The organism is Streptomyces sp. NPDC050619 (assembly GCF_040654815.1).
Lineage (GTDB): Bacteria > Actinomycetota > Actinomycetes > Streptomycetales > Streptomycetaceae > Streptomyces.
The window spans coordinates 102,431-128,431 of the sequence record NZ_JBFAIR010000019.1 but is presented as its reverse complement, the minus strand read 5'-3'; the positions used below and the strand labels follow the sequence as shown (position 1 = coordinate 128,431).

At 72.9% G+C, this 26,001-nt stretch carries 20 protein-coding genes; 6 read left to right on the top strand and 14 right to left on the bottom strand.

What is annotated here, in order from left to right; all coding sequences use genetic code 11:
* Nucleotides 1–273 precede the first annotated feature (273 nt).
* Nucleotides 274–861 carry an ALF repeat-containing protein gene (locus tag AB0I77_RS28935; RefSeq protein ID WP_363285653.1) on the top strand — a complete coding sequence of 196 codons (588 nt, stop codon included), beginning with the start codon at nucleotides 274–276 and terminating at the stop codon, nucleotides 859–861.
* Between the two features lie 51 nt (nucleotides 862–912).
* On the opposite strand, the gene AB0I77_RS28930 is transcribed toward AB0I77_RS28935, so the two are convergent.
* Nucleotides 913–1,782 (bottom strand): helix-turn-helix domain-containing protein, encoded by an 870-nt coding sequence (locus tag AB0I77_RS28930; protein WP_363285652.1) that lies wholly within the window; start codon nucleotides 1,780–1,782, stop codon nucleotides 913–915.
* Nucleotides 1,779–2,564, bottom strand: coding sequence for a helix-turn-helix domain-containing protein (locus AB0I77_RS28925; protein ID WP_363285651.1), 786 nt, complete (start codon nucleotides 2,562–2,564; stop codon nucleotides 1,779–1,781). The genes AB0I77_RS28930 and AB0I77_RS28925 overlap by 4 nt, the downstream gene beginning before the upstream one ends.
* A 443-nt stretch (nucleotides 2,565–3,007) precedes the next feature.
* On the opposite strand from AB0I77_RS28925, the gene AB0I77_RS28920 reads away from it, so the two are divergent.
* A complete protein-coding gene (locus tag AB0I77_RS28920; RefSeq protein ID WP_363285650.1) occupies nucleotides 3,008–4,855 on the top strand; it encodes a serine/threonine-protein kinase in 1,848 nt (615 codons plus the stop codon).
* A gap of 83 nt (nucleotides 4,856–4,938) precedes the next feature.
* On the opposite strand, the gene purH is transcribed toward AB0I77_RS28920, so the two are convergent.
* Entirely contained in the window at nucleotides 4,939–6,504 is a 1,566-nt protein-coding gene (purH, locus tag AB0I77_RS28915) for a bifunctional phosphoribosylaminoimidazolecarboxamide formyltransferase/IMP cyclohydrolase (protein WP_363285649.1), read from the bottom strand.
* Entirely contained in the window at nucleotides 6,501–7,130 is a 630-nt protein-coding gene (gene purN / locus AB0I77_RS28910; protein ID WP_363285648.1) for a phosphoribosylglycinamide formyltransferase, read from the bottom strand. The genes purH and purN overlap by 4 nt, the downstream gene beginning before the upstream one ends.
* 306 nt (nucleotides 7,131–7,436) lie before the next feature.
* On the opposite strand from purN, the gene AB0I77_RS28905 reads away from it, so the two are divergent.
* A complete protein-coding gene (locus AB0I77_RS28905) occupies nucleotides 7,437–8,339 on the top strand; it encodes a hypothetical protein (protein ID WP_363285647.1) in 903 nt (300 codons plus the stop codon).
* Between the two features lie 32 nt (nucleotides 8,340–8,371).
* Here the strand turns inward: AB0I77_RS28905 and AB0I77_RS28900 are convergent, their stop codons facing one another.
* Nucleotides 8,372–10,138 carry a DUF6350 family protein gene (locus AB0I77_RS28900; protein WP_363285646.1) on the bottom strand — a complete coding sequence of 589 codons (1,767 nt, stop codon included), beginning with the start codon at nucleotides 10,136–10,138 and terminating at the stop codon, nucleotides 8,372–8,374.
* 96 nt (nucleotides 10,139–10,234) lie between these two features.
* Between AB0I77_RS28900 and AB0I77_RS28895 the strand changes: the two genes are divergently transcribed.
* Nucleotides 10,235–11,326, top strand: a complete 1,092-nt coding sequence (locus AB0I77_RS28895; RefSeq protein WP_363285645.1) for a helix-turn-helix domain-containing protein — start codon at nucleotides 10,235–10,237, stop codon at nucleotides 11,324–11,326.
* A gap of 106 nt (nucleotides 11,327–11,432) precedes the next feature.
* On the opposite strand, the gene sucD is transcribed toward AB0I77_RS28895, so the two are convergent.
* From sucD to AB0I77_RS28855, 8 genes are all read right to left on the bottom strand, one after another.
* Nucleotides 11,433–12,317 (bottom strand): succinate--CoA ligase subunit alpha, encoded by an 885-nt coding sequence (gene sucD / locus AB0I77_RS28890; RefSeq protein ID WP_363285644.1) that lies wholly within the window; start codon nucleotides 12,315–12,317, stop codon nucleotides 11,433–11,435.
* 21 nt (nucleotides 12,318–12,338) lie between these two features.
* Nucleotides 12,339–13,517, bottom strand: coding sequence for an ADP-forming succinate--CoA ligase subunit beta (gene sucC, locus AB0I77_RS28885; protein WP_363285642.1), 1,179 nt, complete (start codon nucleotides 13,515–13,517; stop codon nucleotides 12,339–12,341).
* Nucleotides 13,518–13,975: 458 nt separating this feature from the next.
* On the bottom strand, nucleotides 13,976–15,397 hold the full coding sequence (locus AB0I77_RS28880; RefSeq protein ID WP_363285641.1) for a hypothetical protein: 1,422 nt from the start codon (nucleotides 15,395–15,397) through the stop codon (nucleotides 13,976–13,978).
* A gap of 172 nt (nucleotides 15,398–15,569) precedes the next feature.
* Nucleotides 15,570–16,559, bottom strand: a complete 990-nt coding sequence (locus AB0I77_RS28875) for a hypothetical protein (RefSeq protein WP_363285640.1) — start codon at nucleotides 16,557–16,559, stop codon at nucleotides 15,570–15,572.
* 222 nt (nucleotides 16,560–16,781) lie between these two features.
* On the bottom strand, nucleotides 16,782–17,963 hold the full coding sequence (locus AB0I77_RS28870; RefSeq protein ID WP_363285639.1) for a VWA domain-containing protein: 1,182 nt from the start codon (nucleotides 17,961–17,963) through the stop codon (nucleotides 16,782–16,784).
* Nucleotides 17,960–20,458, bottom strand: coding sequence for a DUF5682 family protein (locus AB0I77_RS28865; protein WP_363285638.1), 2,499 nt, complete (start codon nucleotides 20,456–20,458; stop codon nucleotides 17,960–17,962). The genes AB0I77_RS28870 and AB0I77_RS28865 overlap by 4 nt, the downstream gene beginning before the upstream one ends.
* Complete coding sequence (locus tag AB0I77_RS28860) at nucleotides 20,455–20,655, bottom strand: hypothetical protein (RefSeq protein WP_363285637.1); 201 nt, start codon at nucleotides 20,653–20,655, stop codon at nucleotides 20,455–20,457. Before AB0I77_RS28860 ends, AB0I77_RS28865 begins: the two co-directional genes overlap by 4 nt.
* Nucleotides 20,652–21,761, bottom strand: coding sequence for an AAA family ATPase (locus AB0I77_RS28855; protein WP_363285636.1), 1,110 nt, complete (start codon nucleotides 21,759–21,761; stop codon nucleotides 20,652–20,654). Before AB0I77_RS28855 ends, AB0I77_RS28860 begins: the two co-directional genes overlap by 4 nt.
* Before the next feature lie 214 nt (nucleotides 21,762–21,975).
* On the opposite strand from AB0I77_RS28855, the gene AB0I77_RS28850 reads away from it, so the two are divergent.
* On the top strand, nucleotides 21,976–23,343 hold the full coding sequence (locus AB0I77_RS28850; RefSeq protein ID WP_363285635.1) for an SWIM zinc finger family protein: 1,368 nt from the start codon (nucleotides 21,976–21,978) through the stop codon (nucleotides 23,341–23,343).
* Nucleotides 23,344–23,491: 148 nt separating this feature from the next.
* On the top strand, nucleotides 23,492–25,111 hold the full coding sequence (locus tag AB0I77_RS28845) for a DUF5691 domain-containing protein (RefSeq protein WP_363285634.1): 1,620 nt from the start codon (nucleotides 23,492–23,494) through the stop codon (nucleotides 25,109–25,111).
* 44 nt (nucleotides 25,112–25,155) lie between these two features.
* On the opposite strand, the gene AB0I77_RS28840 is transcribed toward AB0I77_RS28845, so the two are convergent.
* Complete coding sequence (locus AB0I77_RS28840; protein WP_363285737.1) at nucleotides 25,156–25,572, bottom strand: cobalamin B12-binding domain-containing protein; 417 nt, start codon at nucleotides 25,570–25,572, stop codon at nucleotides 25,156–25,158.
* Nucleotides 25,573–26,001: the final 429 nt, after the last annotated feature.

Sequence of the window (26,001 nt, the reverse complement as noted above, 5' to 3'; positions counted from 1 at the left end):
ATGGCCGGACGCGGCGCCGCGGGGCAACAGTTGTGTCGTCACCAGGCGTGGTGCCGCAGCGCGCCGCGCGCCCTGAAGGTCACAGGTTCCCGTCGTTCTCCGCCTCCGCCACAGTGGCCGGGGGCACCACCCGGAGAACGGCAGGCTCCGGGAGTGACCGGCAGAAAAGGACGCCACGAACCAGCCGCGAAGACTGCCGACTTCCGGCAGTGATCTCAGGCGCGCCGGCGTGGAGAATTGCCTCACCAACAGCCGATCCACGGAGGCAGATTCATGAGACCGACCCGCGCCGTCCTGCTCGTAGCGGCCACCGCCCTGGCGCCGGCCCTGCTCGTGGCCACCCCGGCGTTCGCCGCCGACGGGACCACCGCGTCCACCACGGTGACGGCGACGACGACCACACCGATCGACGAGATGCCGGAGGAGGACCTCCGTGTCGCGATCGCCCGCATCCTGGCGGACGAGGACAGCGGCAAGGGAGTCGTCCGGGAGGCCAACAAGGCCCTCGACGGCACCGTGGAGGACATGCGCACCTTCCTGAAGACCGGCTACCGCCTCGCCCAGGCCGAGGACGACGCCGTCGCCATCGCCCGCATCCTCGCCGACGACGACTCCGGCCGGGCGGTTGTCCGAGAGGCCAACGAGGCCCTCGACGACGGCACCCCGGAGGCACTGCGCGCCTTCCTGGAGACCGGCTACCGCCTCGCCCAGGCAGAGGACGACCGCGTCGCCGTCGCCCGCATCCTGGCCGACCCTACGATCAGCGACGCACTCCGCGCGGCGGCAGAGAAGGCCATCGACGGTACGCCTGAGGAGCTGCGGTACTTCCTGGAGGTCGGACGGTACGAGGTGGACGGCTAGGACATCCGGAGCGAGTCGAGGACCAGGCCCAGGGTGACGGGGACCGACCGCTCAGCCCGACGTCGCGGTGAAGCAGTGCCGTTCGCCCTGCCGTACCAGGCAGGCTCGGACCCGGCTCAGGGCAGCATCGTCGGACAGGGCCGCCATCGGGGTCGACACCGAGCCCATCTCGTCGAACCTGTCCTTGACCGTGACTCCTTGAACGCGGGTTCCGGGGACGACGATCTCCACCCGGTCACCCGCCGTGCCCCGGTCGATGCGGGCCCACACCGCCCGGCACACGTCGGAGAGGCGCACCTTGACGACCGTACCGTCCAGACGCTGTTCGCCCAGCGTGATGGGCGGCTGCGCGGAGGTGGAGCACTCCAGGTCCTCGGGGTGCCTGCCCGTGCAGGAGGCACCATGGCAGCCGGGGAGCGGGGCGGAGAGGTCCGCCGCCGGCCCACGGTCTCCGGCCGCCGGTTCACCGCCGGGGCGGGACAGCACGAGCAGCGTCCCGGCCGCCAGGAGGCACACCGCGCCGAGGAGCACGGCGTAGAGCCGGAAATGGCGTGAGCGGGGCTTCGTTCCCGCGTCGGGTACGGGAACCTCCCCGGGCGATGGCCGCTTCGCCGCGCTCGGGGGCGCCTCCCGGCCCGCGCGGCCGCTCCACGCGGTCTCCGCCAGCTCCCACAGGGCGAGCGGGCGTTGGGGATCCGCCTCGGCCAGCGCGCACAACCGCTCGACCGCCTGCCGGGGCGGCAGCGTCCGGCCGTTGAGGTACCGCTCCCACGACGACTTGCTGTACGGCGTCCTGGCGGCCAGCGCGGCCAGGCTCAACCCCGTGGCGGCGCGCAGCTCGCGCAGCGTCCCGGCGAGCCGGGCGCACTCGGGAGGCGTCTGCCGGCCGCCGCCCGGCCCGCCGGCGCCCTGGTCGCTCACGTGCGCAGCACCTTCCAGGTGTCGGGTCCGACGATCCCGTCCACCGCGATCTTCGCGCGGTCCTGGATCCGTCGTACCGCGCGGTCCGTGTTGTTGCCGAAGGCTCCGTCGACGACGCCGGGCGAGATGCCGTGGTGCTCCAGGAGACACTGCGCCTCCACGACCGACCAACGGGACGCGTCCCGTTGGAGCTGCTCCGAGCGCGTGCGGCTGTAGCCCGCGTACAGCAGGCCGTCCTCGTCGTCACGTTCGACCTGGCACTCGTACGTCGTGCCGGCCCTGTAGGCGAACGCCCCGAAGGAGGGGTGGACCGCGCCGGTGTACGGCGTGTGCTGCGTGGCAGCCGCCTTTCCCCCGGTGCCGTCCTCCCACGGCGCGAGGAGGAACAGACCGGCCAGCATCACCAGGGACGTGACGACGCTGGAGAGCAGGACAGCGAGCCAGGGGACCGGCTGACGCCACGTCGGACGGGCTCGTCCGGGATCCGCACTCGGGTCATCGGGCGTCGCGGCCGTCTCCCGCGAGGCCTCCGCCGCCAGTTCCCTGAGCTCCAGCAGGGGCGCGGCAGCTGTGTCGCACACCCGCGCGAGCGCCTGGACGGCCTCCTCCGGGGGCAGGGCCCTGCCGTTGAGGTAGCGGTCCCAGGAGGACTTCCCGAATCCCGTCCTGGAGGCGAGCGCCGCGATGCTCAGCCCGCTGCGGTCCTTGTGCTCGCGCAGCAGGACGACGAGCTGTCGCAACTGCGGATCGAACGACTCCGGCAGATCCTGCCACCGGGCCATGGCCACCCCCATGTTCGTCTGTTGCAGCCGCAAAAGGATGCCAGAACCATTGTGTCGTGAGCACGTCGCCCACGCCGCTGTCTCGCCCTCCGGACAACACCACCGGCGCCCGCCAACGCCCGTCCCGGCGTCCCGCGCCCACCCCGTCCGGGGAAATGTCACCGCAGGTCAGCGGCGTCCACGTCCCGTGATCGCCCCACCTCGCCGACGACCCTGGCGGACGGCCCGCGACGCCCCGCATCCTCGGTGGTGCACGGCGGGCGGCGCGGTCCACCCCCGCTCCGCCCGCCGTATCCGCGGCAACGCCGCGCCCCGGAAAGAGTTCCGGGTACCGCCGAAGCCGCCGGTACGTCACCGGGGCACCCCCCGTCCCGGCACGATAGCCTCGCGTCAATTGAGACGGCACACAGGCAAGTTGAGGCAGAACAGCACACGGGGGATCCATGACAGACGAACGGCACCCCACGCCGTCGTACACCCCGGCGATCGGTGACACCGCCCTGAAGCAGACGGGAGCGACACCGCTTCAGCCCGCCGACCCCGGGCACATCGGGCCGTACGTCGCGCTCGGCCGGCTCGGCAGCGGCGGCATGGGCCGGGTGTACCTGGCCCGCCCCGCCGACGACGGTCCGGGGCTCGCCGCCGTGAAGGTGATCCGGCCCGAGTACGCCGAGGACCCCGAGTTCCGGCGGCGGTTCCAGCGGGAGGCCGCCGTGCAGGAGCGCGTCGTCACTCCGCACGCGCCGCGCCTGCTCGGCACCGGGTTCGAGGCCGAGTTGCTGTGGATGGCCACCCAGTACCTGCCGGGCCTCAACCTCACCGAGGCCGTCCGCGAGTGCGGCCCGCTGGAGCCGCCCGGGGTGTGGCGGCTGGTGGCCGAGCTGGGGCGGGCGCTGTCGGCGCTGGCCGCCGCCGGGGTCGTACACCGGGACCTCAAGCCGTCCAACGTGATCCTGTCCCCGCAGGGCGCGCACGTCATCGACTTCGGCATCTCGCAGGCCGCCGACAGCAGCGCGATCACCACGACCGGCAACCGGGTCGGCACACCGGCCTACATGTCTCCCGAGTATCTGCGCGAGGGCCGCTGCGACACCGCCTCCGACGTCTTCTCGCTCGCGGGATCGCTCGTGTACGCCGCCACCGGACACGCGCCCTTCGGCGACGGCACGGGGGTCGACGTCATGCACCGGGTCGCCTTCGAGCAGCCCAAGCCCGAGATCATGGCCGAACTCTCCGCCGCCGACCCCGCGTTGGCCGCGCTGCTGTCCGCCTGCCTCGCCAAGGACCCGGCCGGGCGGCCCACCCCGCAGCAGCTGATCGGCGCGGCCACGGCCGCCGGTCATGGCCGCGCCGCTTCCTGGCAGGAACCGCTGGCCACCCGCCTGCTCGCCCGCCAGCAGGGCTGTGAGCTGCTGGAAGGCGCCTCCGCCGAGGACACCGGACACTTCCGTGCGCCGACGTGGAGGGGGGCGGCTCCCGCGCCCGGCCCGGCGTACGGGGCGGCGTATGGGGCGCCGACGCCGCCCGGACAGCACAGCGGCGGCGGTCCAGGGGCGACGCCCGTTCAGTACGCCCCCTCCGTCGCACCCCCGGCCGGCGACCAGCACGGCGACCGCCGTAAGCGAAAAGGGCCCTACCTCGCCATCGTGGCCGGGATCGCCGTGGCCGCCGTGGCCGCGGGCGCCTTCTTCCTCACCCGCCCGGACCTCGACGAAACCGCCTCCTCCGCGCCGACGACCTCCACCGAAGCCGCCCCCGACGACCGACCGGCTCCGGTCCTGCCCAGCTCCTCCGCCTCGCCCTCCGCCGGCAAGGAGAAGAAGGACGACAAGGAGGACGTGCGGGAGGACGCGAAGGAGCAGGAGTCGGAGGGCGCCGACGGCGACGCGGCCGGATCCGCGGGCGGAGCGGGCGGTGCGGGCGGAGCGGGCGGGGTGCAGACCACCCCCGACGGCGCCGCCACCGCCGACCCGGGCAGCGGCGGCAGCACCCCGGCCCCCACTCCCACACCCACCAGGACCGCGACGAAACCCGCCACCCCGCCCTGGATCTCCCAGTGCACCTACTACTCCGGCACCGAACTCACCACCTACGGCGACGAGGGCCAACGCGTCGTCCAGGTGCAGTGCATGCTCACCAAGCGCGGCTACAGCGTCGGCGGCTCGGGCGTGGACGGCCAGTTCGGCGAGGACACCGTGGCGGCGGTCAGGCTGTTCCAGAGCGACAAGGGACTGAACGTCGACGGTGACGTGGGGCCCAACACGTGGGCGGCGCTGCGCAGTTCGACTTAGCGCGGCGCCGCCCACGGGGCGTTCGGTTCAGACCCGGGCTCAGGCCTCGGACTCGGGCTCAGGCTCAGGCCTCAGGCTCAGGCTCAGTGGAAGAAGTGCCGCGTCCCCGTGAAGTACATCGTCACGCCTGCCTTCTTCGCGGCCTCGACGACCAGTTCGTCGCGGACCGAACCGCCCGGCTGGACCACGGCCTTGACGCCGGCCTCGGTGAGGATCTCCAGGCCGTCCGGGAAGGGGAAGAAGGCGTCCGAGGCGGCGTACGAACCGGCAGCGCGTTCCGTGCCTGCCCGTTCCACCGCCAGCTTCGCCGAGTCGACGCGGTTGACCTGCCCCATGCCGACGCCGACCGAGGCGCCGTCCTTGGCGAGCAGGATCGCGTTGGACTTGACCGCCCGGCACGCCTTCCAGGCGAAGGAGAGATCGGCGAGTTCGGCCGCGGTGAGTGCCTCGCCCGTCGCCAGCGTCCAGTGGGACGGGTCGTCGCCCTCCGCCTGGAGGCGGTCCGTCACCTGGAGCAGCCCACCGCCGTCGATCGCCTTGATCTCGACGGGGTTGGAGGGGCCGTTCGACGCCTTCAGGACGCGGATGTTCTTCTTCTTGGTGAGGGCCTCCAGCGCGCCGTCCTCGTAGTCGGGCGCGACGATGACCTCGGTGAAGATCTCGGCGACCTGCTCCGCCATCTCCTTGGACACCGGCCGGTTGACGGCGATGACCCCGCCGAACGCCGACAGCGGGTCACACGCGTGTGCCTTGCGGTGCGCCTCGGCGACGTCCGCGCCGACCGCGATGCCGCACGGGTTGGCGTGCTTGATGATCGCGACGCACGGCTCGTCGTGGTCGTACGCGGCACGGCGGGCGGCGTCCGTGTCCGTGTAGTTGTTGTACGACATCTCCTTGCCGTGCAGCTGCTCGGCCTTGGCGAGGCCGCCGCCCGTGCCGTCCACGTAGAGCGCGGCGGGCTGGTGCGGGTTCTCGCCGTAGCGGAGGGTGTTCTCGCGCTCCCAGGTGGCGCCGAGGAAGTCGGGGAACTGGGAGTCGTCGACGGGGGCGTAGGAGCTCGCGAACCAGCTCGCGACCGCCACGTCGTACGCCGCCGTGTGCTGGAACGCCTCCGCGGCGAGCCGCTTGCGGGCGGCGAGGTCGAAGCCGCCGTCCTTGACCGCGGAGAGGACGTCGTCGTAGCGGGCGGGGCTGGTGACGACGGCGACCGAGGGGTGGTTCTTGGCGGCGGCCCGGACCATCGAGGGACCGCCGATGTCGATCTGCTCGACGCACTCGTCAGGCGTGGCACCCGAGGCGACGGTCTCGCGGAACGGGTAGAGGTTGACCACCACGAGGTCGAACGGCTCGACGCCCAGCTCGCGCAGCTGCCGCTGGTGATCCTCGAGCCGCAGGTCGGCGAGGATGCCCGCGTGGACCTTCGGGTGCAGGGTCTTGACGCGGCCGTCCAGGCACTCCGGGAAGCCGGTCAGCTCCTCGACCTTGGTGACGGGTACGCCGGCGGCGGCGATGCGGGCGGCGGTGGAACCGGTCGACACCAGCTCGACACCGGCCTCGTGCAGCCCGCGTGCCAGCTCTTCGAGGCCGGTCTTGTCGTAGACGCTGACGAGTGCCCGGCGAAGGGGCCGCTTGTTGCTCTCGGCGGTCACTGGATAACTACCTTTCGTCCCTCAATGCGATAGCCGTTGCGGGCGAGCCGCCCCACGACCTCGACGAGCAGCCTTCGCTCGACGTCCTTGATGCGCTCGTGCAGAGCGCTCTCGTCGTCCTCGTTCCGGACCTCGACCACGCCCTGAGCGATGATCGGCCCGGTGTCGACGCCGTCGTCGACGAAGTGGACGGTGCAGCCGGTGACCTTGGCGCCGTACGCGAGTGCGTCGCGCACGCCGTGGGCTCCGGGAAAACTGGGGAGGAGGGCGGGATGCGTGTTCACGAACCGCCCGCCGAAGCGCGCGAGGAACTCCTTGCCCACGATCTTCATGAACCCGGCGGAGACGACGAGATCGGGCTCGTGGGCGGCCACGGCCTCGGCGAGCGCCGCGTCCCACTCCTCCCGGTTCACGTAGTCCTTCACCTTGCGCACGAAGGTGGGGATCCCGGCGCGCTCCGCGCGGGCGAGACCTTCGATGCCCTCGCGGTCCGCACCGACGGCCACGATCTCGGCGCCGTACGCCTCGGGGCCGGCGGTCGCGATGGCGTCGAGCAGCGCCTGAAGGTTCGTACCGGATCCGGATACCAGCACGACGAGGCGCTTGGCCACGGGCTTGGCGGCCACGGCGGGGCCCTTTCTCGGGGGAGCGGGTTCTGCACGGCCGGCGCTCTATGGATTCAGCTTTCAGCTTTGTACATTTTTGTACATTCATACGAATGCTTCGCGCCCTGGGATACGGGGAAGTCTACGAAGCAGCCGACCGTCAGCAACGATACCGGCACACTGGACGGCCCCCACGGGACGGGGGCGTGGCCGGACGGTAGCGTCTGCGAGGAGCGGGGCTCGGGAACGCGGTCGGTGTGCGGTGCGTTCACGCAGTGAGAGCTCACGCCGTACCAGTCGTATCCACCAAGGGAAGACGCTCACTTGATGCCGGACCGCAGCCTGCGACTCCTCACGCTCCCCCCGCAGTCGGTGCAGGGAGGGGAGCGCCGCGGCGTGCTGCTGCGGGAGCGCCCAGCCTCACCGCCCGACGCGCCGTCGGGGAAGACGGACGGCGACGGACAGGGCGGAGCGGCTCCGGCTCAGGCCCCGACACCGGCTCCGGCTCCGCCCTCGACTCCGGCTCCTAGTCCGACTCCGACTCCGACTGCTGACGACAATCCCTTCGCCCCGCCGCCGGAGGGCGCCCCGGACCGCCCCTGGCAGCCTCGCCACCCGGCGGGCGGCGGCAAGGGCAGCGAGGGATCCGACGGTTCCCAGGGCGGGCAGAGCGGGCAGGGCGACGGCGGTAACTCCCCGTGGGGCAGCCAATGGAGCGACCAGCAGCCCGGCCGCTCCCCCGGCGGCTTCGGCGAGCGCCCGGGCGGCGGCCCGGGGACCGGCCCCGAGGGACCGGGCGGTGGCGGCCCCGGCACGAACCCGCGCTGGGACCCGACCGACCCGGCTCAGCGGCGCGCGCGGTTCGCCCTGCTGAGCGGCATGTGGGCCTTCTTCTTCGCCCTGTTCAGCTGGCCGTACGTGGCACTGCTGCTCGGTGCGCTGGCCCTGTACTGGTCCATCAGCTCCCTGCGCATCAAGCCCCGCACCCCCGACCCGGACGCCCCGGCCCCGGCCCCTGCGGACAACGGCCGCCCCCAGACCACGGCGGCGATCACCGGCCTGGTCACCGCGTCCCTGGCCATCGCCCTGGTCGCCGCGGGCTTCACGGCGAAGATGGTCTACAGCGACTACTACACCTGCACGAGCGACGCCCTGACGAACGAGGCGAAGCAGTCCTGCTCACGGCATTTGCCGGAGGAGCTGCGGGGAGTACTGGGCGCGAACAGCTAGGCCTCGGGGGAGCCGGCGGCCGGCGTGGCTCCTCAGGGAGCTGACGTGGGCTCCGGCGGCTCCTGCGGCGGCCGGAGCGGCTCCGTGGGCGCCTGTTTCAGCGCCGCCCAGCGGGCCTCGAGGGCCTCCAGAGCGGCGTCGGCGTCGCGCCAGGGCGTCTGCGCGGTCTCGGGGGGCTCGGCGGGCAGGAAGTCGTACGGCTCGAAGTCGGGATCGGCATCGGTGTCGGAATGGGTGTCGGGATGTGTGTCGGTTTCGGTGCCGGTGCCCCTGCTGCTGCCGGTGCCGGTGCCCCTGCTGCTGCCGGTGCCGGTGCCGGTGCCGCTCCAGCTGCCGCTGTCGTCCGCGAAGGCGTCGCCGTAGGGCACGGCAAAGTCCACCCGGGCCTCCCTCGGCGTCCCCGCCCGCCGCTCGCCCGGCTTCGCCGCACGCCCCGCACCTCCCCGGCATCCCCACGCCCGCCGCCCCAGCGCCGCCGGGATCCCCAGCGCCGCGGTCCACAGCAGCGCCGCGCCTCCCGTCTGCCACCACACCGGCCCGAACCTGGTGAGCGCGGCGACGCCGAGCGGCCCGCCCGACAGCGCGGCGAGGACGGCGACCAGGGCCGCGCACAGAACGGCCGCGAGCCCCGCTGTCCCGACCGTCCGCCCCCGCGACCACACAGCCACCGCCGGCCCGCCACCGAAACGCGCCCCACCGCGCTCTCCACATGCCCGCCGCCCCGTGAACCACCCCACGGTCACCGCGGCCGCCACCGGGACCGACCCCGCCGCCCAGTTCAGCGGCGTGCCCGGCCCGGCGTCCGGTACCGCCGCCAGCAGGGGGAACGGCGGCAGCAGGGGGGCGTGGGCCGAGGACAGCGGGCCCACGGAATGGCCGAGGCCCAGGGTGAAGCCGGGGCCGAGTGCGTACGCCGCCGCCCACAGCGCCGCGTTCGGCACGAGCGCGAGGCACAGCAGCAGGACCGCGAACCGGCCCGACCACCCCTCCGTCAGCAGTAGGAAGGACCCTCGCGCCGTCCCGCCGTGCCACACCAGCGACCAGGCCAGCAGCAGTGCCCCGCCCCCGATCAGCATCGCCGCCCCGGCTGCGGCGGCCCGCGCGGCGATGCCGAGGCGTTCGCGCGCATCCGGGCCGAGGACGCGCCGCCGTACCCCCGTCGGCAGCAGGACCAGCGCGCCGTCCACGGCCGCGCGCGGGCGGCCGTACGCCGTCCACACGCCCGCCCCGGCCGCGCCCGCCACCGTCAGCGGCAGGCACCCGCCCGCCCAGCCCCACGAGGGCCGCAGCGCACCGCCCGAGGCATACAGCGCGGCGGCCGTACCGACGGCGAGATAGCCGAGGACGACCCCTGTCCACGCGGTCCAGCCGGGGACGGACGGCGGCCCCACGGACTCCCGGGCACCCGCAAAACCTTCTCCTTCCCCGCCCCCGCGCCCGTCCACCGCGTCCCGCGCCGCCCGGTGGACCAGCCAGAGCGGCAGTGCGAGGAGCAGCAGCGGTGTCACGCCCACGGGTGCGGGGACACCGGAGAGCGTGTCGGTGCGGACGAGTTCGACGCCGTGCGACAGCAGCCACAGCGCCGCCGCGACGTGCAGCGCGCCGCCCGGTCCGCTGTCGGGATACGGCGAGCTGATCCACAGCAGCGTCACGAGTACGGCGAACGAGGCGAGCCCCAGACCGGCGGCGACGGCACCGCCCAGGAAGCCGGCGGCCACTCCTGGCGATCGGTCGCGCATCCGGGTGGGCAGGGACGACAACGGCGGTCGGCGAACGGTCATCTGGTTCACGACCGTCATGCTCCCAACGACACGCGCTTTCTCGTCGTAACAGGCGAACCCCCGATGTGTCGCTCAATATATGACTATGTACCTTTTCGCGCGAAGGGGCGACCGGTGACGCAGAGCCCCGCAACCCCGCTCCCCCCGCCCAAGGAACGCCGACGCCTGCGTGAGGCCCGGTCGTTGACGCAGGCTCAGGTCGCGGCGCGGGTGGGTGTCGCCCCCTCGACGGTACGCGCGTGGGAGACCGGCCGGACGACACCGCGCGGCCGGAATCGGGAGGCCTACGCGAGCCTGCTGGCCGAGCTCGCGAGCGAAGGCGCCGACAGTCCCGTACGAACGAAAGCCCCGTCACCCGAAGCGGAACAGGCACCCGCACCCGCACCAGAGCCCGCGAGGGTCCAGCCGGCCCTGACACCCGCTCAGGCCTTCGACACGCTGTACGCGTTCTGCGCGCCCGCCCTCGTCCGGCAGGCGTACCTGCTCACCGGGCGGCGGGAGCTGGCCCGGGAGTCGGTGGAGCGGGCCTTCCAACTCGCCTGGCAGCGCTGGCCCGAGGTGGCCCGCGACCGCGACCCGGCGGGCTGGGTGCGGGCGACGGCGTACGAGTACGCCCTCTCCCCCTGGCACCGCTTCCGCCCGCGCCACCGGCACCCCGAGCCGCCACCGGCCGAAGCCGCCGACCGCGCGCTGCTGGACGTCCTCCTGGAACTCCCGCCACCGCAGCGCCGCACACTCCTGCTGTACGACGGTGTCGGCCTCGATCTGCCGGAGACGGCGGCGGAGACGGAGGCGAGCACCCCCGCGACCGCGAACCGGCTGCTGCACGCGCGGGAGGCGGTGGCCGCGCGGCTGCCGGAGCTGTCCGACCCGGCGCGGCTCCATCTGCGGCTGGCCGAACTGGCCTCCATGCAGCGGCTGCGTGCCGCCAAGCCGCCGACGGTACGGACCGGCAGCGAGCGGCGGGCCCGTTTCTGGACCCGGGCCGCCATCGCCTGCACGGTCGCCCTGATCGGCTCCACCGCACTCACCCTGCGGACGGCACCGACCCACTACGAACCACCGGTCCCGCCGGGCGAGAAGGTGCGGGGAGTGCCGCCCCGGGTGGCGCCGGGGTCCCTCTCGGAGAGGGAGCGGGAACTGCGGGCGAAGCTGCGGGAGGAGACGGTGAGCGGGCCGGAGAGGCTGGTGCCGCAGGCGCGCTGAGCACGCGGTGCATGCGGTGCGTGCGGTGCATGCGGAAGGGCCCGCACCCCGGGTGAGGGGTGCGGGCCCTTTCTGTTGGGCGGTGCGTCAGCCGGCCAAGCTGTACTTAATTGCCGAGAATGGCCCGCGCCAGCTTCGCCGTCTCGGTCGGCGTCTTGCCGACCTTGACGCCGGCGGCCTCGAGGGCCTCCTTCTTGGCGGCGGCCGTGCCGGAGGAGCCGGAGACGATGGCGCCGGCGTGGCCCATCGTCTTGCCCTCGGGCGCGGTGAAGCCCGCGACGTAGCCGACGACCGGCTTCGTCACGTTCTTCGCGATGTAGTCCGCCGCACGCTCCTCGGCGTCGCCGCCGATCTCACCGATCATGACGATCAGGTCGGTGTCGGGGTCGGCCTCGAACGCGGCGAGCGCGTCGATGTGGGTCGTGCCGATGACCGGGTCGCCACCGATGCCGACGGCGGACGAGAAGCCGATGTCCCGCAGCTCGTACATCATCTGGTAGGTCAGCGTGCCGGACTTCGAGACCAGGCCGATGCGGCCCGGCTTGGTGATGTCGCCCGGGATGATGCCGGCGTTCGACTGGCCCGGGGTGATGAGACCGGGGCAGTTCGGGCCGATGATCCGGGTCTTGTTGCCCTGCGAGACGGCGTACGCGTAGAACGCGGCCGAGTCGTGGACCGCGATGCCCTCGGTGATGACGACCGCGAGGGGGATCTCGGCGTCGATCGCCTCGACGACGGCGGACTTGGCGAAGGCCGGCGGCACGAAGAGGACGGATACGTTCGCGCCCGTCTTCTCGATCGCCTCGGCGACCGTGCCGAAGACCGGGATCTCGTTGCCGTCGATGTCGACGGACTGGCCCGCCTTGCGCGGGTTCACGCCACCGACGATGCTCGTGCCGTCGGCCAGCATGAGCTTGGTGTGCTTCATGCCCGTGGCACCGGTCATGCCCTGGACGATGACCTTGGAGTCCTTGTTGAGGAAGATAGCCATGGCTGTCTTAGTCCCTCTTCCTTACTTCGCAGCCGCGAGCTCGGCGGCCTTGTCGGCCGCGCCGTCCATGGTGTCCACGCGCTGCACCAGCGGGTGGTTGGCGTCGGAGAGGATCTTGCGACCCAGTTCGGCGTTGTTGCCGTCGAGGCGGACGACCAGCGGCTTGGTGACTTCCTCGCCGCGGTCCGCGAGGAGCTTGAGGGCCTGGACGATGCCGTTGGCCACCTCGTCGCACGCGGTGATGCCGCCGAAGACGTTGACGAACACGGACTTGACGTCCGGGTCGCCCAGGATGATCTCCAGGCCGTTCGCCATGACCGCGGCGGAGGCGCCGCCGCCGATGTCGAGGAAGTTGGCGGGCTTGACGCCGCCGTGCGCCTCACCGGCGTACGCGACGACGTCCAGGGTGCTCATGACGAGACCCGCGCCGTTGCCGATGATGCCGACCTCGCCGTCGAGCTTGACGTAGTTGAGGTTCTTCTCCTTGGCGGCGGCCTCGAGCGGGTTGGCCGCGTCCTTGTCCGCGAGCGCCTCGTGCTCCGGCTGACGGAACTCGGCGTTCTCGTCCAGGGAGACCTTGCCGTCGAGGGCGATGACGTCACCGGAGGCGACCTTGGCCAGCGGGTTGACCTCGACGAGGAGCGCGTCCTCGGCGATGAAGGTCTTCCACAGCGTGACGAGGACGTTCACGACCTTGTCGGCGACCTCGGCCGGGAACTTCGCGGCCTCGACGATCTCGCGGGCCTTCTCGGGGGTCACACCCACGTTGGCGTCGATCGGCGTCTTGGCGACGGCCTCGGGGCGCTCGACCGCCACCTCCTCGATCTCCATGCCGCCCTCGACGGACGCGATGGAGAGGAAGGTGCGGTTGGCACGGTCGAGGAGGAAGGAGACGTAGTACTCCTCCAGGATCTCCGGAGCGGTCTCGGCGATCATCACCTTGTGGACCGTGTGGCCCTTGATGTCCATGCCGAGGATGTCCGTCGCACGGGCGACGGCCTCGTCCGGAGTGGCGGCGAGCTTCACGCCGCCGGCCTTGCCACGCCCGCCGACCTTCACCTGGGCCTTGACTACGGACTTGCCACCGAGACGCTCAGTGGCTGCGCGGGCCGCCTCAGGCGTGTCGATGACTTCACCGGCCAGCACCGGTACATCGTGCTTGGCGAAGAGGTCCCTCGCCTGGTACTCGAACAGGTCCACGCGCTTCCGTCCCTATCAGTGATCTCGCGGTTCGTTGATGCGTGGGCGTGCCGCGAAGGGCAACGTGACGTCCGCTGTCACATCTGTCACTAGGGAGGCGCACACGGTGTCCGAGCGCGCGGCATGTCCGTCTCGCAGGTTATCTCTGCTTGCGGGAGGCCTCTAAATCGCGGGTCACACCTGAGCGGTGATACCTGTCACATGATGCCGCGTTCTCTGGCACGGCGTGCCGCGAGTGAAGGACCTCACCGGGCTGGGGTTGACCCGGTGAGGTCCCTTGAACAGCCCCGAAGGGGCACAAACAGGCGGCCCCGGGGCTCCGGGACGGAGGGTCCCCACCCCAATGGGGACCCTCCGTCCCGTCCGCGAGGTTTCGGCCGGACAGACCGACGGCTTTCGGCCGTCCAGGACCTGTCGCCTCACGGAGTCGGTTCGGTCGGACGTCGGTCGGACGTCGGTCAGACGCTGTATGTGCTGCCGTAGTGCAGGTTCTGCGCGTAGTCCGGGGTGATCGACTCGGCGACGCCCTCGACGCCGGTGACGGCGTTGCCGACGAGCGGGCCCGCCGCGCCCTGGACCGTCCCGGTCAGGTCCGCTGCGAGGGGAGCGACCTGGCCGGCGACGCCGTACGCGAAGGGAGCGACCTCGCCGACGACCCCGCCCGCGAAGGGCGTGACGTCACCGCTGACGCCGTACGCCAGCGCCGTGGCGCTGCCGCCGACGCCCCGCACGACGGGCCGGACGGTCTCGGTGACGGTGTCGACGAGGGGCTGGACGGCACCGGTGACCCCGTAGGCGAACGGCTGCACCTCGCCCACGACGCCGTAGGCCAGATCGCTCGTGTGACCGCCCACGCCGTACGCGAGCGGCGACACGGAGCCGACGGCCCCGCCCGCGAAGGGCTCCACGTCACCGACCACGCCGTACGCCAGCCCGCCCGCATCCGTGACGGCCTGCCCGGCGACGGGCCCAACGCCCTGCACAGCGGTGTTCGCCATGGGAGGCAGGACGGCGCCCGTGGTGTCCTCGGCGACCTGCCCGACGACACCGGTGGCGACCGGCGGCAAGCCCTGGACGACACCCCCGGCGACGGGCCGCACCTCGGCGGCGACCCCGTACGCCATCGCCGTCGCGGCCTCGACGCTGTACCCGGCGGTCTGCTCGACCCCGGCGACCGCACCACCGGCGACCGGCGTCACGCCGTGCACGGCCGTGTTCGCGGCCGGCGGGACGACCGCGCCGGCGGTCTGCTCGACGACCGGGGTGACCGTCCCGGGGACGCCGGCGACGGTGCCGGCGAGTTGCTGCTGCTCGACCTCGGGCGCGAAGGCGGAGAGGGGACCGAAGAGGTGGTCGATCCCGTCCTGCGGGGTGTCGGTGCCGACACCGGTGTCGGAGACGGCGGACCGGGCGGCGGTGGCGGTCCCGTCGACGGTGCCGGCGGCCTTGGCCTGCGCCGCCCGGGCGGCCTTCGCGCCCTGGATGGCCGCGGCGCCCTTCACCTTGGACGCCTTCGGGACGGTGACCTTCGCATCGACGTAACGGCGGGCCTGCTCGGCGGTGCCGGTAGGGGTGCCGGTGCCTGTCGTGTCGGTCGTGGTGCTCTGGACGCCGGAGACGACGCCGTCGACCGCGCCGGTGACCGTACCGAGGGTGTCGGAGAGGCCGGTGGTCGCTTCGGTGGTCGCTTCGGTGGTCGCTTCGATGGTGGTGCCGGGTGTTGCGTCGGCCGCTGTGTCGGTCACTGTGTCGGTCGTCGGGTCCGATACGGAGAGGGAGGACGCGGGCAGCTCGTCCGCGCTGGCCACGGCGGAGCCGAGTGCCCACGCGCCGGTGACACCGGCGGCTATCACGATGGAACGGCGGATGTTCTTGTTCATGGCGTGCGTCAGATCCTTAGATCCTCGGGAGTTCCGGAGCTCCTTGGGAGCTGCGGGACTTGGGAAGGCCTGGGAAGGCTTGGGGACACTCCGGATCGGGTCCGGAGGGAAGGGCAGACCTGTTCCGCCCCCGCGCAAGGCAGGTCTACGGCGGGAGGAGAGAGGGTCTGGCCTAGGCGGGGGAAACGGGAATGTCCCGGTGCCTGTCCCGAATGCCGTCCGCGTCAACACGCGCCGCGGCGCCGGGCACAAGCCGCAAGGGCGCCCGGTGGTCGAACGTGACGGCGTGTGCGTCGCCATGCCGCGACGTACCGGTGTCGACCGCCGCCTTGCCGCTCAGCGCACCACCCGGATCACCGGGCGCCTGATGCGCGGGGGCGTGCCAGACGGGGGCGGCCCGGTGCGTGGACATGTGCGCCGCGACGCCGGTCGCGATGGCGGGAGCGGCGGCGAAACGCGGTCCGTATGTGCCGTGGGTAAGGGGCGTTGCCGTGGTGGAGAGCCCCTCGGGGGCCTGTTCGTTCGTCGTCGGGGACGTCGCCGACGAGCCCGGCTGCGGCGCGGGCGTAACCGGGACCGGGAGCGGCAGCGTCTGCACCGGAAGCGCGGGCAGGCCGGGCAGGCCCGGTAGGGACGGGGAGTCGGGTGGGCTGGGCAGCGAAGGCAACGGCGGCGCCTTCGCCTCCACGTCGGCCAGCCCAGCCGTCACCTTGTGCACGAGGTCACCGACCCCGACCGGCTGCACGACACGCACGGCCACTGACTGGACGGCCTGCTCGGTCACGGGCCGCAGCGCTTTGCCGACCTCCGGCTGCCGTGCATCAACTGGACGGGCATCAACTGGACGGGCATCGACTGGGGGACCACCGGACTCGGCAGTACCGCTCTCGGCCTTCCGCCCGCCCGAAGCGTTCACCGCCTGACCGACCGTCGAAGCCACGGAACTCGTCGCGGACGCCGATGCCGAAGCCGCGGAGCTCGTCGCCACCGCGGAGCTCGTCGCAGACGACACCGCACCGTCGGCCGCCTGCGCCTGCCCCCCGAAGAGGAAGCCGAGCGCGAACAACCCGCCCACCAGGACCACCACTTGCAGCGCACGCCGTCCGGCCGCCGTACGCGTCACGCGCAGAGCGGCACCGGAAAAGGCGGCTGGCAGGATCAAGGCGGGGAGGGTCCTCCCGTGCGGCGGAACGATGTGCGCGGCACGCGGCAAGCGGAGCGCGGCGCACCGCAGACAGGCGCTGATCCTTGCACGGGACTCCCGAGGTTGCGCAAGCCCCCCGTTACCGATGCGTACTCATGTCCCTTTTGCTGCCCCACGTCGTCGTCAATGGGTCGACAAGTCGCCAGTCCCCGGCCTGCGCCGGCCCCGCTCCCCAGGCCCTCACGCGGTGTCCGGTACAGGAAGGGGCCGTTTCTCGATCGCCGCCGCCATCACCTCCGGGAACAGGTCGGGCGTGCAGGCGAAGGCGGGTGCCCCCAGCGCGGCGAGCGCGGCCGCGTGCTCCCGGTCGTAGGCGGGTGCCCCCTCGTCGGACAGGGCGAGCAGCGTCACGAACTGCACCCCCGACGCCTTCATCGCCGCGACCCGCTTGAGCATCTCCTGCCGTATGCCTCCTTCGTAGAGGTCGCTGATCAGCACGACCACCGTCTCCGCGGGCCGCGTGATCTGCGACTGGCAGTACGCGAGCGCCCGGTTGATGTCCGTGCCCCCGCCGAGCTGGGTGCCGAACAGGACGTCGACCGGGTCGTCCAGCTGGTCGGTGAGGTCGACGACCGCCGTGTCGAAGACGACGAGCCGCGTGTCGATCGACCGCATGGACGCCAGCACCGCCCCGAACACGGACGCGTACACGACGGACGCCGCCATCGATCCCGACTGGTCTATGCAGAGGACGACCTCTTTCTTCACGGACTGCGAGGCCCGCCCGTACCCGATGAGCCGCTCCGGCACGATCGTCCGGTACTCGGGCAGGTAGTGCTTGAGGTTGGCCGCGATCGTGCGGTTCCAGTCGATGTCGTGGTGGCGCGGCCGGCTGACGCGGGCGCTGCGGTCGAGGGCGCCGGTGAGGGTGGCCCGGGTGCGGGTGGCGAGCCGCTTCTCGAGGTCCTCGACGACCTTGCGCACCACGGCCCGTGCGGTCTCCTTGGTCGTCTCCGGCATCACCTTGTTGAGGGAGAGCAGCGTGCCGACGAGGTGCACGTCGGCCTCCACGGCTTCCAGCATCTCCGGTTCGAGGAGCAGCGTGGACAGTCCGAGCCGGTCGATGGCGTCGCGCTGCATGACCTGTACGACGGAGGACGGGAAGTACGTCCGGATGTCCCCGAGCCAGCGCGCCACGGCCGGCGCCGACGCCCCCAGCCCCGCCGAACGGTCCCGCCCCGCCTGTGCCTTGTCCCCCTTCCCGTAGAGCGCGGCCAGCGCCCCGTCCATCGCGGTGTCCGTCCCGGACAGCGCGCACCCGGTGCCGTCGGCCGTGTCGCCCCCGAGGACGAGCCGCCAGCGCCGCAGCCGCTCCTGCGCCGGGTCTGCCGGAGCGGTCAAGTTCGTCACGTCGGCCGTCATCTGCCCACCCCCACAAGGTCGTTGTCATCGGCGCTCTCCTGGTCGCCGTCGCCGTCGCCGTCCAGTCCGAGCAACAGCCGCACCACCGGCACCACGGCGTCCGCGCGCGCGATGTCGAGCTCGGGCGCGAAGCCAGGTATGCCGGACCCGACGGTCGCCGCATTCCCCCGCTGCCCCGGTCCGCGTCGGACCAGTTCCCCCAAGGTCCGGCGCACGCCCGCCTCATACGCCGAGAAGGTACGCCGCAGCAGTGGCAGCACGTCCGTGAACGCCTCCGCCGGCACGCCGGTCAGCCAGGCGTCGACCAGACCGAGCAGCCGCTCGTCGTGCACGAGCAGCATTCCGCCGCCGGAGCCGCCGCCGACGAAGCCCTCGATCCACGCTGCCGCGTCCCCCGGCGGCGTCCCCGGCGACAGCACGAGCCCCATCAGCCGTGCCGCCTCGTCCTGCGCCAACTCCCCGCCGTCCAGCAGCAGCCGCACAGCCCGCCCCCGGACGACCCCGGGCACGGTGTCCCGCCCGGACAACACCCCGAGCACCGCGTGCCAGCGATCACGCAGGGCACCACGCGCAGGGGCGGGCGCGGAGATCCCGTGAGGCTTGTGTATGTCGCCGGCGTCGCCCGACTGTATGTCGCCGGCCTCGCCCGGCTCACGGGCGTCGCGAATATCCCCCAGCAAGCCCACCGCCCCATGCACCGCGTCGACATGGCCCCGCATCTCCTCGGCCGCGTCCGCGTCGAGCGCCGCACAGGCCGGGGGCAGGCCGACGAAGATCCGCTCGGCGAGGCCCGCGGCGACCTCGGTCAGCGCCCCGGTGTCCGTGCCCCGCACGTCGCCGTAGCGCAGGGAGCGGACCAGGGCGGGCAGGGCCTGGGCGAGATGGCCGACGTCCGCGTCGAGGGCCGCCCGGTCGGCGAGGATCCGCATCACCGCGGGCAGCGCGTCCGGCAGTTCGGCCAGCAGGCAGCGCTCGGCGAGCGCCGTGACGTCGGCCAGGCCCTGCGCCCCGACGGCGTCCGCCTCCGCCTTGGCGGTCGCCGCGGCCGGCACGGTCGTCCCCCACACCCCGGCCTCCGCGACCCGCACGGCCAGCTCGGGCTCCCACCTCAGCCGCCAGGTCTCCCGGAACGTGCCCGTGCTGCCGCGCGAGGCAATCGGCTCGCCCCACTCCACGCCGAGCAGTCGCAGCCGATGCAGCAGCCTGCTGCGCTCGGCGTCGGTGTCCTTGCGCAGGTCGAGCTCCAACTCCCGCTCCAGCGCCTCGGGTTTGAGCCGCAGTCGGCGCTGGATCCGGTCGAGGTCCCGCTGCAAGGGCACCGCCGGCGCCGTCCGCGGCACCTCCCCCAGCACGTCCCCCACCACCAGCCGGTCGTGCACCAGCGCCAGCGGGACGTCCGAGCCCTCGCACATCACCGCCCGCACCGCGTCGGTCGTCTCGCTCAGGCCGGGCAGCGGGCGGCCCCGCATCGCGGCGAGGGTCTCGGCCAGCCGCACGGCCTCGATGACGTGCGCCGAGGACACGAGCCGGTCCTCCTCGCGCATCAGCCCCGCCACCTTGGTCAGCCACCGCACGACCGGCCGGTCCGGCGCCCCGAACAGGTGCCCGTACCAGCCCGGGGAGTCGATCCCCGCGCCGTACCCGCTGTGCCGCGACAGCCTCCGGTACGTCCACGGCACCCAGGTCATGTCTGCCTTGACCTTGGGCAGCCCCTTCAGCAGCGCCTTGTCGGCGGCGACGGTGGTCCTCCGCCGCAGCGCGGGCACGTGCCAGGCCCCGCACACCACCGCGACAGCGTCCCCGAACCGGCGCTGTGCCGCCCGCACCTGGAGGCGCATGAACGCCTCCCGCACCAGATCCCGGTCCTGGCCCCCGCTCCCGTACGTCTCCCGGAGCACCCCCATGGCCTCTTCGAGCACGGTGAACGGCGCGAACGCGTCCCCCTCTCCTCCGTCCCGGTGCTCGACGACGTCCTCCCACCAGCGCTCCGGGTCGTCGTACCCGGCGGCCTCGGCCAGCACGGCCAGCGGATCGACACGGACATCGACGGTGGACCCGACCTCATCGCCTCCCGCGGGCACGTCGGCGTCTTCAGCCCCGGACGACGGAACCCCTGCCTCCGTCTCCACGTCCCTCCCCCACGCCAACGTGTGCGTGGCCGGCAGGTCGATGAAGGAGGCCGGGACGTCGTGCTCCAGGGCCCAGCGGATCGCGACCCACTCCGGGGAGAACTCGGCCAGCGGCCAGAACGCCGAGCGGCCGGGCTCGTCCACGGCATGGGCGAGAAGCGCGACCGGCGGCCGCATGTCCTCCTCGGCGGCCAGCGGGATCAGGGCGTCGGCCTCGGGCGGTCCCTCGATCAGCACGGCGCGCGGCCGGGCGACGTCCAGCGCCGCCCGCACGGCCCGCGCGGAACCGGGCCCGTGGTGCCGCACCCCGAGCAGCAGCGGCCCCGCCCCGGGCCACTGGCCCCCGGACTCCTCAGCGCCTGTCACACCATCCCCCCTCGCCGCCAAGGCCACTTCGCATCGTCATAGCCATCGTCGAAGTCGTTGTCGAAATCGTCGTAGTCGTCGTAGTCGTCGTCGAGCAGCACGCAGACCTGGCGATGAGCGACCGCCGTCCCGCCACCCGCCGTCCCGCCACCCGCCGTCGGGTGCCCGCGCCGGCGTCCCCACTCCGTGTCGCTCATGCGCTCACCTCCCGACAGGCCCGGTAGAAGTCCTTCCAGCCGTCGCGTTCGCGGACGACCGCCTCCAGGTATTCCTGCCAGATGACCCGGTCGGCCGCCGGATCGCGGACGACGGCGCCGAGGATGCCCGCCGCGACATCGCCGGCCCGCAGCACGCCGTCGCCGAAGTGCGCCGCCAGCGCGAGGCCGTTGGTCACGACGGAGATGGCCTCGGCCGTGGACAGCGTGCCGCTGGGCGACTTCAGCTTCGTGCGGCCGTCGGACGTGACACCGTCGCGCAGCTCGCGGAAGACCGTCACGACGCGGCGGATCTCCTCGAAGCCGTCCGGCGCGGCCGGCAGGGCGAGGGAGCGGCCGATCTGGTCGACCCGGCGCGAGACGATGTCGACCTCGGCCTCGACGCTCTCCGGCAGCGGCAGCACGACCGTGTTGAAGCGGCGGCGCAGGGCGCTGGACAGGTCGTTGACCCCGCGGTCGCGGTCGTTGGCCGTGGCGATCAGGTTGAAGCCACGGACCGCCTGCACCTCCTGGCCCAGCTCCGGTATCGGCAGCGTCTTCTCCGACAGGATCGTGATGAGCGAGTCCTGTACGTCGGCCGGGATGCGGGTCAGCTCCTCGACGCGGGCCGTCATCCCCTCCGCCATCGCCCGCATCACCGGGCTGGGGACCAGGGCGTCGCGGCTCGGGCCGTGCGCGAGCAGTTGCGCGTAGTTCCAGCCGTACCGGATCGCCTCCTCCGGGGTGCCGGCCGTGCCCTGCACCAGCAGCGTGGAGTCGCCGCTGACCGCCGCGGCCAGGTGCTCGGACACCCAGGTCTTCGCCGTGCCGGGAACTCCGAGCAGGAGCAGGGCCCGGTCGGTGGCGAGCGTGGTGACGGCGACCTCGACGAGACGGCGCGGGCCCACGTACTTCGGCGTGATCACCGTGCCGTCGGACAGGGTGCCGCCGAGCAGATAGGTGGCGACGGCCCACGGCGACAGCTTCCAGCGGGCCGGGCGCGGGCGATCGTCCTGCGCGGCGAGCGCGAGGAGTTCACCGGCGAACGCGCCCTCGGCATGCGGCCGCAACGCCTCGGCCGACTCCGCCTCGCGCACCTCCACGGACATCGGGTCTACGGACGCCGGGTCTACGGACGTCGAAGCTGCGGACGTCGAAGCTACGGTCGTCGAATCTACGGACACAGACATGGCTGAGGCCCCCTCCAGCTCGGCCGGTTCAGATCTGGTGTCCACCGTGCACCACGCCACTGACAATGCGATCTGACCTGCGCAAACGCGCTGGCGAGGCCGATTGTCAGTGGTGGGATCTACCTTCGATGACATGACTCAGCAGGGGGTGCGCTGGAGCGCGGATCAGGTGCTGTCACTGGCGCCTGACGCCGCATCACGCAAAGCGGGAAGCAAACTCGGCGCGGCCGGGCCGTGGTCCGAGGCGGGCCGGTCCGGCGAAGGGACGGTGTGGGGGCTGTGCGAGGGCAGTGGCAGCAAGCCGTATCAGACGGTCGTCGACATCGCGGACGCGTCCGGCCCGGCGTACAGGTGCAGTTGCCCGAGCCGCAAGTTCCCGTGCAAACACGCGCTCGGGCTGCTGCTGCTCTGGGCGGGCGAGGACGGCGCGGTGCCGCCGGGGCAACCGCCGGAGTGGGCCGAGCAGTGGATAGCGGGGAGAGGGCAGCGGGCGACGGGGAAACGGACGGCGGAGGCGGCCGGTTCCCCGTCCGGCTCCGGTGATCTCGAGGCGGCGCGGCGCAGGGCGGAGCGCCGGGCCGAGCGGATCACCGCCGGGGCGACGGAGCTGGAGCAGCGGCTGGCCGACCTGCTGCGCGGCGGCCTGGCGGGCGCGGAGCAGGCGGGGTACGGGCTGTGGGAGGAGACGGCGGCTCGCATGGTCGACGCGCAGGCCTCCGGACTGGCAGGCCGAGCAAGGGAATTGGGTGCGATCCCGTCATCCGGGCCCGGCTGGCCGGTGCGCCTGCTGGAGGAGTGCGCCCTCCTCCATCTCCTCGACCGGGCCTGGCTGCGCCGCGAGCGGCTGCCCGACGGCCTGGCGGCGACGGTCCGTTCCCGCATCGGCCTGACCGCCTCGGCGGACGGCCCGCCGATGCGGGACCACTGGCTGGTCCTGGCGCAGTACGACACGTCGGACGCGCGTCTGACGACCCGCCGGACATGGCTGTACGGCGCCGGATCGGACCGTACGGCACTGCTCCTGTCCTACGGGGCAGCCGGCCGCGCACCGGAGCTGGCGCTGCCGGTCGGGCTGGCCCTGGATGCGGAGGTGTCCGCCTACCCGGGCGCCGGGCAGCCGCGCGCGGCTCTGGGCGAGCAGTTCGCCCCGCCCGCTCCGGCGGCGATACGGCCACCGGGGCTCACCACGGCCCAGGCCGCCGCCCGCTACGGCGATGCCCTCCGGGAGGACCCCTGGCTGGACTCGGTCCCGGTGACGCTGGACCGGGTCATACCGACCCCGGACGCGACCCTGGACGGCGACGGCTGGCAGCTGGCGGACGCCGACGGGGACACGGCGCTGCCCCTCACCCCCGTCGCCCGTTCCCGTCCGGGCCTGTGGCGGCTCGTCGCCCTCTCGGGCGGCAGTCCCGTCAAGGTCTTCGGCGAGTGCGGCCATCGGGGGTTCACCCCGCTGACTGCCTGGCCGGAGGGGGCGGGCGAGGCGGTGTCGCTGTGCTGACCCGCCAGGCACCACCGACCGACAATCCACCCGCTCTCCCTCAACCCACGTATATGTCCTGCCCCACCGGACACCCGAACCGAGTGCCCCTTCAACCACTTCCAGGCACGGCACGGCGAGGACACGGAGAGGAAGGGAAAGGAACCGCATGAACAAGACCTCTGCTCTGGTGGATTCGCCCGCGCCGGGCGCTTGGGAGGAACTCGTCACAGCGGCACTGCTCGGGACGGAGCGGCGCACCCCGCCGGGCTGCGCGCCTGGCCGCGAGGCGCCGCTGACCCTGCTGGACGCGGCGGCCGTGGAGACCGTACGACGGCGGGCCGGTCTGCGGCCGGGTCGGGCTGCTCGGCGTCCGGAACCGGCAGCCGAGGACTCGCGCCCGCCGCTGCCCGGCGCGGCAGCCCGCCGACTGGCGATGCTGCTGGCCGACCGCCCCGGCTCCGGCGGCGGTGGCCGCAGAAGTACCGCGCCGGACCTCATGGAGCTGCTGCCGCAGTGGCTCGCCACGGCGAACGCCCGCGGTTTCGCCGCACCCCCCGAGATGCTGCCCGCGCTCCTGGACGCGGCCCGGGGGCGTACGGACCTGCGGCCGGCGGCGCTGGCCTTCGCGGGACCCCGTGCCGTGTGGCTCGCCCGGCTGAACCCGGACTGGCGGTTCGCCCTGCGTGCGACACCGGGCGGAGGGACGGCGCTGCCGGACCTCGATGACATCGGCGGGATTCAGCAGTTGTGGCAGGAAGGGCTGTTCGCCGAGCGGGTCGCCTTGCTCGCCGCGATCCGCGCCCGCGAGCCCGCCGCCGCCCGCGAACTGCTCGCGACGACCTGGGCGACGGAGCGGGCCGAGGACCGGCTGATGTTCCTCGACTCACTCCGGACGGGCCTGGCCGCGGACGACGAGCCGTTCCTGGAACAGGCACTGACCGACCGGAGCCGCAATGTCCGGGCGACGGCCGCGGAGTTGCTGTCGGCGCTGCCCGGTTCGGCGCTCGCCGCGCGGATGGCGGTGCGGGCCGGGGCGTGCGTGGCCGTCGACCACACGCGGGACAGACCGACCCTCATGGTCGAGGCGCCCCACGAGTGCGACACGAGCATGGAGTGCGACGGCGTCGTACCCAAGGCTCCCGCCGGGCGGGGCGAACGGTCGTGGTGGTTCGGCCAGTTGGTGGAGGCGGCACCACTGGGCACCTGGCCGGGGCGGCTCGGCGGCCGTACCCCTCAGGAGATCGTGGCGCTACCGGTGGCGGACGACTGGCGCAGCGAACTGCACGCGGCGTGGTGCCGGGCGGCGGTGCGGCAGCGGGACGCGGGGTGGGCGCGAGCCCTCCTCGGAGCGCCCGGCGCCCCCGAGGCCGGCGGCCCCGGTGCGGTGTCCCTGGCCGAGCGGGCCAAGCTGCTCGCCACCCTGGGCGCCGCAGAACGGGCCGAGTGGGTCGCCGGATTCATCGCGGCCCACGGTCTGTCCGAGGCGTTCCAACTGCTCGGAGTGTGCGCGGCGCCATGGGCCACACCACTGGGCCGGGCCGTGGTGGACGCGCTCAACATCGCACGGGACGCGGGGAGTTACCCATGGAGTTTCAGCGGAGTGATGGGACTGGCGGAACGCTGCCTCGACCCGTCCGAGGCGAGCCGCCTCAACGGGCTGATGGCAGTACCGGACGAGCCGGAGGACGCGAGCCCCGGAGCCGGGGGCTACTGGGCGGAGGCGTTCCAGCGACTTGTCACTACGTTGCGGTTGCGGGCGGCGATGCAGGAGGAACTGGGGGCCTGAGGGCGGAGCCCCCAGGCAACGGCCGCCCCAGCCCAGCGCAGCGGCTACGCCCCCGCAGGCTGTCGTACATTCGCCCGCACCCAGTTCACGATCGACGCCGTGGTGGCACCCGGCGTGAAGATCTCCGCGACGCCCTTCTCCTTCAGCGGAGCGATGTCCCCCTCGGGGATGATCCCGCCGCCGAAGACCAGGATGTCCGCCGCGTCGCGCTCCTTGAGCAGCTTGATGACGGCCGCGAAGAGCGTGTTGTGCGCCCCGGAGAGGATGGACAGGCCGATCGCGTCGGCGTCCTCCTGGATCGCGGTGTCGACGATCTGCTCGGGCGTCTGGTGGAGTCCGGTGTAGATGACTTCCATACCCGCGTCGCGCAGCGCCCGCGCGATCACCTTGGCCCCGCGATCGTGGCCGTCGAGCCCCGGCTTGGCCACCACCACGCGGATCGGACCGGCTGCCATACCCATCACTGCCTCCATGAAGCGACTCCATTCATCTGTACCCACAAGTACCGCACCGGCCGGGAAAGTGAACGAACGTTATTGCCAGCATCCCGCACCCGGCAGTTTCGCGGTGGATACCGAGGGGGAAATCACACGGTGGGACACGTTCGGGAGCCGCAACGAGGTCGTCGCACCGCCGCGCCGCAGGCCACGCGCCGCGGCGGTGCGACGTATCGGCGTCGGCACGAAAGGCACGCAGGGCAGGTAAGGCACGACAGCGGGGAGCTTCGTCGTCCCACCGGCAGGGAGCCTCGCCACGTCATCGGCGCACGCGCCGCACGCCACCCCCGCCCCAGGCGATCCGCTCGCGCCGCGTCGACGACCTCGCTCGCGACTTCCCATAAGGGCACCCGGTGGACAGAGCCGTCCTCCCGCGTGTCGACAGGAGGTCGG